The following is a 10,661-nucleotide window of genomic DNA, read 5'->3' on the forward strand; positions in this document are numbered from 1 at the left end:
TGTGGAAGGTTTAAACAACAAGTTAAAGCTGATTAAACGCAAAGCTTATGGATTTCGTAATTTCTGCAACTTTGAGCTTAGGAGTCAGCTTTCTATGATTTTTTCAGATTGATTCTGCATCTTAAGTTCGGAAGAGCCGAAAATCTTCAGTAATTTTATTGTGTGAAGTTTAAAATGGATTCACAAGATTTTTTGCAGCAATACAACTCTGGTAGAAGGAATTTTTCGGGACTATATTTGCTTGATTTAAATGTCAGTAGAAGAATTTTAAAAAACATATCGCTTCGTGGTGCTACTGTAAATCTTGCTTCCCTTGAGGGGATTCGTTTTATTAACTCTGATTTGCGAAGTATATTCTTAAAACAATCAGTACTGAGCTTCTGTGAATTTATCAACTGTGATTTAAGTGATGCTAATCTGAATCAAGTAAAAATGATGAATGACATCAAATTTTGGAATACCGATCTCAGCAAAGCCAATTTAGAAAATTCTATTTGTTTTTGGAATAATATAAGAATTCATGAGGCAAGTCTGTATAAAGCCAGCTTAAGAAAAGCAAACATTTACTCGATGTACATTTCTCATTCCAACTTGAGATATGTTGATTTAACGGATTGTCATATCAAAAAATTGGTCGTTCGATCGAATGATTTCGAACGTGCAATTTTAAGGTCAGTAAAATTTCGAGAAGTTCGTGGCTCCAATAACTTCAGGTTTGCTGATTTAAAAAATGCAGATATGAGTTATTGCAATCTGCAAGAGTCTAATCTTTTTGGGGCAAATCTACAACAAACAAACTTGAGTTATGCTAACCTTAAAGGAGTAGACCTAACTCACGCTTATTTGGATCGAACCAACTTAGTCGGTGCAAATTTAAAAATAGCTCGTGGTTTAAATATGATAAAAATCAAAAAAGTTGGAAATTTTGGCGTTAAAACGACCAAAATCATTGAAGGTGCATCATTAGGAAATACAACATTGCCAGATGGGACGATTCATTGATTTTAAATCATTTATTACATCATTTTTTTGAGAACTATAAGATGCCAAAAAAGCTTTTGTAATCCTATTTTGTTAGTCAAATGAGACAGCTATATCTCAAGAGATAAGTAAAGCTATTGTGATTTTAAAATTTAATTTTAGTAAACTTCGAGATGAATACACAAGAATTTTTAAAAGAGTACGATGCTGGTAGAAGAGATTTTTCGGGAGTTTCTTTTATTGATTTGTCGATCGAACAAAAAATATTAAAAAACCTATCTTTTTGTGGCGCCGATCTGAGATTAGCTGACTTTAACGAAGTTGCGTTTATCAATGCAGATTTACACGGGGTTCATCTCAGCCATGCCAAACTTGAAAATAGCCAATTTATCTCTTGTGACTTAGAAAGCGCAAATCTTGAAGGCTTGCGAGTTCTCGATCGATTTTTCGTGAAAGAGAGTGATTTATTTAAAGCAACGCTGAAAAACGCTTTATTTCTGGGCGAGCAGATGTTTATCGACTCGACAATGTGCAAAGCCAATCTAGAAGGTGCGACGATTTTAGGAACGATAACGTTTGTCGGATGCGATCTCAGTGAAATCGATTTGAGCGATAGCAATATTTTTCAGCTTGAAGTCAGTTCGACTTCTTTCGATCGAGCTATTTTACAGTCAGTTCACTTTCGAGAAATCGGAGAACAGGTTGATTTTAGTTTTGCTGATTTAAGAAATGCCGATTTGAGCCATCTCGATTTACGCCATTCTAAGTTGATTGGCGTAGACTTCAGAGGAACGAATTTGAGTTATGCGAATCTCGAAGGAACGGATCTGACAAATATTCGCCTCGAACAAACAAATTTAGAAGGTGCAAATTTAAAAGGAGCGTGTGGTTTAAAAGTCTTCGAGTCACCAAGAAGGATTAAATTTAAATCGACCCAATCTCTAGAGGGAGCGATTTTGCGAAATACCATTTTTCCAGACGGAGAGGTGGTGAACAAAGTTGAGCCTTAAGAGAGAGATTCTGTAACGTCCTTTCAATATTGCAATTCAGATTTGAACTAACACAAAAAAATCGGAGTGGTTTTCACTCCACTCCGATCGAACGTTATCACCTAAATCGATTCGAGATCGAAGGCGAACTTATTCAGTCGCAACGAGCATTTCTTCAGAACGCTCTTTCAAATTAATCGTCACCTTCCCTTCATCGTCCACATCCACCAAGGCGGTATCTCCGTCTTGAACGCGTCCCGAGAGAATCTCTTCGGCGAGGCTGTCTTCGAGGAGGCGCATAATCGCCCGACGTAACGGACGCGCCCCGTAACTGGGATTGTATCCCTCCTCGACCAAACGATCTTTGAACTTCTCGGTGACTTCGAGCTTGATACCCTGTTCCGTCAAGCGGCCGAACACTTCCTCGAGCAAGATATCGCCGATTTCTTTAACTTCGTCTTTCGTGAGTTGACGGAAGACGATAATCTCGTCGAGACGGTTGAGGAACTCGGGACGGAAGTATTGTTTGAGTTCTTCGTTGACCAAGTTGCGAATGCGGTTGTACTGGGCTTCGGTTTGGTCGTCGGCGAACTCGAATCCGAGACTTCCGCCACCTTTTTCGATGACCTTAGACCCGATGTTCGAGGTGAGGATGAGCAGGGTATTTTTGAAGTCTACCGTGCGTCCTTTGGCGTCGGTGAGGCGACCGTCTTCAAGGATTTGCAGCAGCATATTGAAGACGTCGGGGTGGGCTTTTTCGATTTCGTCGAACAGCACCACGGTATAAGGACGGCGACGCACCGCTTCGGTGAGTTGTCCGCCTTCGTTGTATCCGACGTATCCCGGCGGCGAACCGATGAGTTTGGAAACGGTGTGACGTTCCATGTACTCGGACATATCCAGGCGAATCATGGCTTCTTCAGATCCGAAGAAGTAGGTCGCCAGGGCTTTGGTGAGTTCGGTTTTACCGACCCCCGTGGGGCCAGAGAAGATGAAGCTGGCGATGGGGCGGTTGGGGTTCTTCAAGCCAACGCGAGCGCGGCGGATGGCGCGGGAGACGGCGCGAACGGCTTCGTCTTGTCCGATGAGGCGCTGGTGCAGGGTGTCTTCCATGTGCAGCAGCTTCTCGGATTCGGATTCGGTGAGTTTGTTCACCGGAACTCCCGTCCAACTGGCGACGATGTGGGCGATGTCCTCTTCGTTGACGACGGGAGAGTCTTCGCTGTTGCTGGTGTCGCCTTTTTTGCTTTGGGCGATCGCTTTGATTTCGGCTTTGATTTCCATTTCGCGATCGCGTAGCACCCCAGCGCGATCGAAATCTTGCGATCGCACGGCGTCGTCTTTCTCCTTCAGGACGTTCCGCAGTTCTTTATCGAGTTCTTTGGCCGCCGGAGGCAGTTGCGATTCCAGCAAACGCACCCGAGACCCCGCTTCGTCGATGAGGTCGATGGCTTTGTCGGGCAGGTAGCGATCGCTGATATAGCGATCGGAGAGTTTCGCCGCCGCATCGAGGGCTTCATCGGAAATTTTCAGCTTGTGATGTTGTTCGTAGCGCTCCCGCAGTCCGAAGAGGATCTGAATCGTTTCCTCCACGCTGGGTTCGCCCACCATCACCGGTTGGAAGCGACGTTCGAGAGCGGCGTCTCGTTCGATGTGCTTGCGGTATTCGTCGAGAGTCGTCGCCCCAATGCACTGGAGTTCGCCGCGAGCCAACGCCGGTTTGAGGATGTTCGCCGCATCGATCGCACCTTCGGCAGCCCCTGCCCCAATGAGGGTGTGAACCTCGTCGATGACCAAAATCACGTTGGACGCCTGACGGATTTCGTCCATGATTTTCTTGAGGCGTTCCTCAAATTCGCCGCGATATTTCGTCCCTGCCACCAACAAGCCGATATCGAGGGTCACGACCCGTTTGTCTTCTAAAATGTCGGGAATGTCGCCGTTGGCGATGCGTTGCGCCAGACCTTCGGCAATGGCCGTTTTACCCACCCCCGGTTCGCCGATCAACACCGGGTTGTTTTTAGTCCGGCGTCCGAGAATTTGAATGACCCGCTCGATTTCCGTTTGGCGTCCCACCACCGGATCGAGTTTGCCTTCAACCGCCATTTGGGTGAGGTTGGAGCCAAATTCGTCGAGGGTCGGCGTTTTGGTGCGTCCGCCACCGGGTCCGGCGGCCACCTCTGCCGTTTCGCCCAACATCCGAATCACTTGCGTTCGGACTTTCGAGAGATCGACGCCGAGATTTTCCAACACGCGGGCGGCCACGCCTTCCCCTTCGCGAATCAAGCCTAACAACAGGTGTTCCGTGCCGATATAATTGTGTCCCAGTTGGCGAGCTTCTTCGAGGGACAGTTCCAAGACGCGCTTGGCTCGGGGCGTGAAGGGAATTTCCACGGCCACGAATCCAGAGCCGCGACCGATAATTTTTTCGACTTCGATGCGCGCGTCTTTGAGGTTGACCCCCATCGATTTGAGAACTTTGGCCGCGACGCCGGTGCCTTCACCGATCAAACCCAGGAGAATTTGCTCCGTGCCGACGAAGTTATGTCCCAGGCGGCGAGCTTCCTCCTGGGCGAGCATAATCACTTTGATGGCTTTTTCTGTAAATCGTTCAAACATGGCGTACTTCCGATACCGAACAGTGTTGAAGGCGGGTTCCCAGGCAAAGGGGGAAAACGTCTCGGACGCTCCCCGGAGAGGGGAATTTCGGGGGGCGGGGGATTCTCGCGCTCCTGGCACTCTGTCGCACTCGTTCGGTGCTTGGGAAGTGCTTCGACCTTCTGACCGACCGCGCTCGGGAGATGGGGAACTTCCCCGCGCCTTTCGTTTCAGAACGGGAATAAAACCCTTGACTGAAACGATCCCAGACTGGCTTCTCGTAGGTTGATTTTAGCAAAAACAATCCTGTTAGCGGTTTCTAGAGGGACTTAACGTCAAAAGTGGAGTTGAGAATCACATCGACCCGTCGCGTTTCGTAGGCAAGCTCGAGCCGCGTAGAGTCACGGCGGCGATCGCTTTTGTTTTGTAGGAATTAGCATAGCAAACCTCGCTTGGGTCTTGCTACGGCAGCGAGTCTTGCAGTGCGCGATCGCCCTTCTCGTCGTAAAAATCTCGAGATTTAATAAGTTTTTAAGATTTTCCAACCTTGGAGATCGAGGCGATGTAGAAGTTGACGATCCCAATCTTCTAATTTTTGTAAAAAACCGGCATTTTGTATCCCACTTAACCACAAAATCGACGCATCCTCTCCATTGGGATAATATGCCTGTCGTCGTCCCGCTTCTCGAAAGCCAAATTGTTCGTAGAGCGATCGTGCAGCGTGATTAGCAGTACTAACTTCTAAGGTAGCTCGCTCTAAACCCCGCTGTCGGGCCGATCGCAACAGCGCCTGCAACAACAACCGCCCCAACCCGTGCCGTCGGTATGGAGGCAAAACGGCCAAAAGGGTGAGGTGGGCTTCGTCGAGAATCGCCCAAAGACAGCCCAAACCCACGAGAGAAACTCCGTTCTCGTCCGTGGCGAACAGACCCGGCAAGTCGCTGTTGGGACTTTCGAGTTCCCGTCGATATCCCGCTTCCGTCCACAGTCGGCCGAAACAGGTGCGATCGAGTTCGACAATAGAGGGCAAGTCCTCGACGGACAGCGGTTTGAGATGAAGGTGGGTCACGGGAAGAATCGATCGAAAGCGTTCGGAATCAGCAGCCCTAGATTGTACACTAGAGATTTAATGACCGTACGTTCGGGTCGCCGCCCTTCGGCGCCATCTCTCTCGAACGTTCTTGAAACAAAACGGTTTGAAACCTGTCGGCGCGGTTGCCGCGCAGGTAGCCCTCCGAAGATGTTGCTCGACTCGCGATCGCGTATTTATCTCAAATCATGGTATCGACTCCTCCTGTTGAATCCCCGACGTCTGGTTTGTCCTACCTGCCCTCAAACGAGGGTTCTACCGACACCCGTTCCCCCAATCAGGAACTGTTTCCTCTCACCGCCAGAGTCAACGACAACGACACCTTAGAAATTGGCGGTTGCGACGTCACTACCCTAACTCGCCGCTTCGGAACCCCCCTCTACATCCTCGACGAAACCACGCTGCGAGAAGCCTGTCGCCAGTATCGCGACGCCTTTCAACGCTATTACGACGGCGACAGTCTCGTGTTGTTTGCCTCGAAAGCTTGGAGTTGTCTGGCTGTCTGTGCCATCGTCGCCAGTGAAGGGTTGGGAACTGACGTCGTCAGCGGCGGCGAACTGTACACGGCACTAAAAGCGGAGGTATCGCCCGATCGCATTTACCTCCACGGCAACAACAAATCCCGTCAAGAACTGCAACGGGCGATCGAGGCTGGCATCACTATCGTCGCCGACAACTGGAACGATTTAAACATCCTGGTATCGCTGAGCGAACATCGTCCGACCCCCGTACGGTTGATGTTGCGGTTGACTCCCGGTATCGAATGCCACACTCACGAATATATCCAAACGGGACATCTCGATAGCAAGTTCGGCTTCGACCCCGACTCCCTCGACGCCGTGTTAGAGTTCGTCAGCCAACATCCGAGTTTGTCCTGTATCGGCCTGCACGCCCATATCGGATCGCAAATTTTCGAGTTACAGCCCCACTGCGATTTGCCGAAAGTCATGGTGTCTTGGTGGCAACGGGCGAAAGCCTACGGTCTCCCCGTTACCGAACTGAACGTGGGGGGCGGTTTGGGTATTCGTTATACGGAAGCCGACGATCCCCCTAGCATCGACGAGTGGGTGAAAACCGTATGTGAGAACGTTACCGCAGCCTGTCGCGAGGCGGGGATGCCGTTACCTCGTTTGCTCTGCGAGCCGGGGCGATCGCTGGTGGGATCGGCTTGCGTGACGGCTTACACCATCGGCGCAGAGAAAACCGTACCGGGAATCCGAACTTACATTACGGTAGACGGTGGAATGTCCGACAATCCCCGTCCGATCACCTATCAATCGGTGTATCGAACGGTCGTGGCCGACCGCATGAGCGCCCCGGCGACTGAAACGGTGACGGTGGCGGGCAAACACTGCGAGTCCGGAGACGTGTTGGTCTCGAACGTGCGACTTCCGAAAACCCAGGCTGGAAACGTTCTCGTCGTGATGGGGACGGGAGCCTACAATTACAGTATGTCCTCGAATTACAATCGGTTACCGCGTCCGGCGGCCGTTTTGGTTGGCAACGGAGAAGCCAATATCGTCCTACAGCGGGAAACTGACGCCGATTTACTTCGGCAAGACCGCTTACCCGAGCGGTTGGTGTCGATGGAAGATCGCTAACGATGACGAAGGAGATCGATCGCTTCGTCGAGCCAAGCTCGGGTTGAGGTAGCGTTCTTTTATCGTTTGGGATATCGTTCGAGACGTTTTTTGGATAACACAGCAGTACGAGGAGAATCCAGAGTTCGATGGAATCTCTGTGGCAGCAATGGCTAGCGAACTCCAGCGGGAATCCGTCCTCGCTGTTGCGATCGATCCAGCAGTTCTGGGTGGCGATCGATCTCGGATTGGTCTTTGTTCTGACCTATACGATCTTGGTGGCGATCGGAGAACGCCGCACGCTGTGGATGGTGCAGGGGCTAGTCGTATTGGTGCTGGCCGCCGGTCTCAGCAGTACGTTAAATCTCAAATTACTGCACTTCGTCCTCGATAAAATCACCATCGTCTCGGCCGTGGCTATGGCGGTGACGTTACAGTCGGAATTCCGCCAGTTTCTCGAACAACTCGGTCGCGGCGATATTGGCGGGTTGTTTCAGTCCTCGCGAGAAAGTCTGCCCAAGGCCGACAGTGTCGTGGACGAAGTCGTCGATGCGATCAAGGAACTTTCGCAAAACCGCACGGGTGCTTTGCTGGTGTTGGAGACGAAACAACCCATCGACGAACGAGATTTTTCAGTCCCCGGCGTCAAACTCAATGCAGAAGTGTCGAAAGAGTTGTTGCAGACGATCTTTCAAACCAGTACGCTGCTGCACGACGGGGCGGTGTTGATTCGGGCGTCGCGCATCGTGTCGGCGGGGATTATTTTGCCGTTGTCGGAACGCACAGCGTCTCGCCAGTTGGGAACGCGACATCGTGCGGCGATGGGGATTACCGAACGGGTCAAAACTTGTTTGTGCGTGGTGGTGTCGGAGGAAACCGGGTCGATTTCCCTGGCGGAACGGGGGTCGCTCAACCGTCCGTTGACGAGTAGTAAGTTAAAGGAACTGTTGGAAGCGCGGTTTTCGAGTACGGTAGACGGAGAAGTGGTCGCTCCGAACTGGCGCAGTCTCGGCCGTCGCTTGAGTTCGCGTGGTGGGGCGGCGATCGCGCGGTTTTTCCGGCGATCGTCCTCGGCCTCGAGCGATAAGAAGTAACGACTCTCATTGATGGCAGCAGTTCGGGCAACGGCGGCGGAATTACCCCACCGTTGTCTCGTCTGGCGCGGGACGACCGTATACGAAAATGCTCGGGATATCTCTCGATCTCCTGGTGCTTCAGCGCGGGGTGGAAAAGCGACTCGCACGGCATAAGGACGCCGTGGGTTTGGTAGAATCGTTCTCATGAAAACACTGAAGTTCAAGCTTTACAACCACGAGCGGAACCGTCACCTGAAACGCATGGTGAACGCTTCGGGGGGGATTTACAACCACTGTATCGCCCTACACCGTCGGTACTACCGGATGTGGGGCAAGCACTTGAACTGCGCCAAACTTCAGAAGCATATTGCCAAACTGCGGAAACGGAACCCCTTCTGGAAGTCCGTTAACGCACAGGCGGCACAAGACATCTGCCAACGCATCGAGAAGGCGTATCAGTCGTTTTTCAAACATAAGGAGAAAGGGGTTCGCCCTCCTGGGTTTAAGAAAGTCAAAAATTACAAGTCGTTTACCCTCAAGCAAAACGGCTACAAGTTTCTCGGTGGAAACCGAATTAAGATCTGCGGTCGGGTGTATCAGTTCTGGAAGTCTAGAGAAATTGAGGGAAAGGTTAAAACTGTGACGATTAAACGAACTCCCTTGGGGGAGATGTTTATGTTCGTCACGGTAGATCCCCCCTCCGAGCCGATCTTCAAAGTCGAGACGGGTAAAAGCGCTGGCTTTGATTTCGGACTGAAGCAATTTCTCACGACCTCTGAAGGCTTCAGCATTGACGCACCACTGTTTTTCAAGCAATCTCTCCGCGAGATCCAGAAGGCGAACCGAGAGCTGTCCCGCAAGCAGAAGGGGTCGAACAACCGAGAACGCGCTCGGAAGAATCTAGCTCGCCGCCACGAGGATATCGCCCACAGGCGAGAGGACTGGTTCTGGAAACTGGCTCACTGGTTGACCGATCGGTTTGACGTTCTCTATTTCGAGACGTTGAACCTAAAAGCCATGCAGCGGCTTTGGGGACGCAAAGTATCCGATTTGGGATTTCGGTCGTTCCTGCAAATCTTGGAATGGGTCGCCCAGAAGAAAGAGAAAGTCGTTGCCTATATCGACCGCTGGTTTCCATCCAGTAAAACTTGTTCCTGCTGCGGACATATTTTGGACGAGCTAGATTTAAGCGTCAGGCGGTGGCGCTGTCCGTCCTGTAGGAAAGAAAACGAGCGTGACGAAAACGCCGCCATCAATATCAAACAGGTTGGGGCATCGACCTGTGGGTTAGGTGAAGTCAGTCAGGTTCAGCCTGCTTTTGCTGTTTGAACCCAGAATCCCCGTCGCGTGACTCGCGGGGAGTGTGTCAAAATGCAGGGGTTAACGTCGGGAACGCAAGCGAGTCAGTGCGTAGTCGATCGAGCAGTCTGGTGGAACACTGAGGAATCCGGTATGAGTGCCAAGCAAACTCTCTTACGAACGTTACCTGTCGATCTCGATCCCGCTCGCTTGCCGAAACACGTGGCGGTCATTATGGACGGCAACGGCCGCTGGGCGCAAGGTCGGGGCTTACCCCGGATCGTCGGCCACCAACGGGGGGTAGACGCCCTCAAGGATTTGTTGCGATGCTGCGACGATTGGGGCATCGAGGCGCTAACGGCCTATGCGTTTTCGACGGAAAATTGGGGTCGCCCGTTAGAAGAAGTAGATTTTCTGATGACGTTGTTCGAGCGGGTGTTGCGGCAGCAGTTACGGGAAATGATGGAAGAAAACGTCCGCATTCGCTTTGTCGGGAATTTAGAGACGCTACCGCCGTCGCTGCGGGCCGAAATCGATCGCGCGATGGAAGAAACGGTTCACAACACGGGCATTCAGTTTACGGTGGCGACGAATTATGGCGGACGACAAGAAATCGTCGAAGCCTGTCGCGCCATTGCCGAGCAAGTCAAGCGGGGAGAACTCGACCCGGCGGCGATCGATCGCGAGTTGTTCGCCCGTCATCTGTACACGGTGGAGTTGGACGATCCCGATTTGCTGATTCGCACCAGTGGCGAGATGCGAATTAGTAATTTTTTGTTGTGGCAGGTGGCCTATGCGGAACTGTACGTGACGGATACGCTTTGGCCGGAGTTCGATCGCGAGGCGTTCCGCCAGGCGTTGTTATCTTACCAGCAGCGCGATCGCCGGTTTGGTAAAGTGGCATCTCGATAGGGCTTGCTGAAAAAGACGAACAGAGCGAATTCTGATGCCGTACAGCTTGCCCAATGGTCGTTTTGGACTCTAGCTTCCCCATTAAATCGGCCATCGCCGACGAAAATGCAAGGTTTTTGAGCGTCTCGATGGGAAA

The 10,661-nt window shown here is 51.2% G+C and carries 9 protein-coding genes; 7 read left to right on the forward strand and 2 right to left on the reverse strand.

Features of this window, described 5'->3' with window-relative positions:
• From POG22_RS05810 to POG22_RS05820, 3 genes are all read left to right on the forward strand, one after another.
• Window positions 1-112, forward strand: a 112-nt coding sequence (locus POG22_RS05810) for a transposase (protein WP_498903168.1), incomplete at its 5' end; no start/stop codon positions are given.
• 62 nt (window positions 113-174) lie between these two features.
• On the forward strand, window positions 175-1,002 hold the full coding sequence (locus POG22_RS05815; protein ID WP_498904116.1) for a pentapeptide repeat-containing protein: 828 nt from the start codon (window positions 175-177) through the stop codon (window positions 1,000-1,002).
• Between the two features lie 152 nt (window positions 1,003-1,154).
• Window positions 1,155-1,991: a pentapeptide repeat-containing protein gene (locus POG22_RS05820; RefSeq protein WP_498904118.1), complete on the forward strand. Its 837-nt coding sequence runs from the start codon at window positions 1,155-1,157 to the stop codon at window positions 1,989-1,991.
• 129 nt (window positions 1,992-2,120) lie between these two features.
• Here POG22_RS05820 and POG22_RS05825 read toward each other — a convergent pair whose 3' ends face one another.
• Together POG22_RS05825 and rimI are read right to left on the reverse strand one after the other, a co-directional pair.
• Complete coding sequence (locus POG22_RS05825) at window positions 2,121-4,589, reverse strand: ATP-dependent Clp protease ATP-binding subunit (protein ID WP_026097796.1); 2,469 nt, start codon at window positions 4,587-4,589, stop codon at window positions 2,121-2,123.
• Window positions 4,590-5,088: 499 nt separating this feature from the next.
• On the reverse strand, window positions 5,089-5,637 hold the full coding sequence (gene rimI, locus POG22_RS05830; protein ID WP_498904119.1) for a ribosomal protein S18-alanine N-acetyltransferase: 549 nt from the start codon (window positions 5,635-5,637) through the stop codon (window positions 5,089-5,091).
• A gap of 209 nt (window positions 5,638-5,846) precedes the next feature.
• Between rimI and lysA the strand changes: the two genes are divergently transcribed.
• The 4 genes from lysA (at window position 5,847) to uppS (ending at window position 10,525) form a co-directional block, all read left to right on the forward strand.
• Complete coding sequence (gene lysA, locus POG22_RS05835; protein ID WP_498904121.1) at window positions 5,847-7,259, forward strand: diaminopimelate decarboxylase; 1,413 nt, start codon at window positions 5,847-5,849, stop codon at window positions 7,257-7,259.
• A gap of 128 nt (window positions 7,260-7,387) precedes the next feature.
• Window positions 7,388-8,332 carry a diadenylate cyclase CdaA gene (cdaA, locus tag POG22_RS05840; RefSeq protein ID WP_017662101.1) on the forward strand — a complete coding sequence of 315 codons (945 nt, stop codon included), beginning with the start codon at window positions 7,388-7,390 and terminating at the stop codon, window positions 8,330-8,332.
• 186 nt (window positions 8,333-8,518) lie between these two features.
• The gene (locus tag POG22_RS05845) at window positions 8,519-9,643 is read left to right on the forward strand and encodes an RNA-guided endonuclease InsQ/TnpB family protein (RefSeq protein ID WP_498904123.1); all 1,125 of its coding nucleotides are present in this window, start codon (window positions 8,519-8,521) and stop codon (window positions 9,641-9,643) included.
• Between the two features lie 123 nt (window positions 9,644-9,766).
• On the forward strand, window positions 9,767-10,525 hold the full coding sequence (uppS, locus tag POG22_RS05850; protein ID WP_017662099.1) for an undecaprenyl pyrophosphate synthase: 759 nt from the start codon (window positions 9,767-9,769) through the stop codon (window positions 10,523-10,525).
• Window positions 10,526-10,661 lie beyond the last annotated feature (136 nt).

Origin of the sequence: Geitlerinema sp. CS-897 (genome assembly GCF_028368005.1) — a bacterium.
GTDB lineage: Bacteria > Cyanobacteriota > Cyanobacteriia > Cyanobacteriales > Geitlerinemataceae > Baaleninema > Baaleninema simplex.

Coding starts and splice junctions, on each gene's coding strand:
- POG22_RS05815 (WP_498904116.1), top strand. CDS start 175: ATGGATTCACAAGATTTTTTGCAGCAATACAACTCTGGTAGAAGGAAT.
- POG22_RS05820 (WP_498904118.1), top strand. CDS start 1,155: ATGAATACACAAGAATTTTTAAAAGAGTACGATGCTGGTAGAAGAGAT.
- POG22_RS05825 (WP_026097796.1), bottom strand. CDS start 4,589: ATGTTTGAACGATTTACAGAAAAAGCCATCAAAGTGATTATGCTCGCC.
- lysA (WP_498904121.1), top strand. CDS start 5,847: ATGGTATCGACTCCTCCTGTTGAATCCCCGACGTCTGGTTTGTCCTAC.
- cdaA (WP_017662101.1), top strand. CDS start 7,388: ATGGAATCTCTGTGGCAGCAATGGCTAGCGAACTCCAGCGGGAATCCG.
- POG22_RS05845 (WP_498904123.1), top strand. CDS start 8,519: ATGAAAACACTGAAGTTCAAGCTTTACAACCACGAGCGGAACCGTCAC.
- uppS (WP_017662099.1), top strand. CDS start 9,767: ATGAGTGCCAAGCAAACTCTCTTACGAACGTTACCTGTCGATCTCGAT.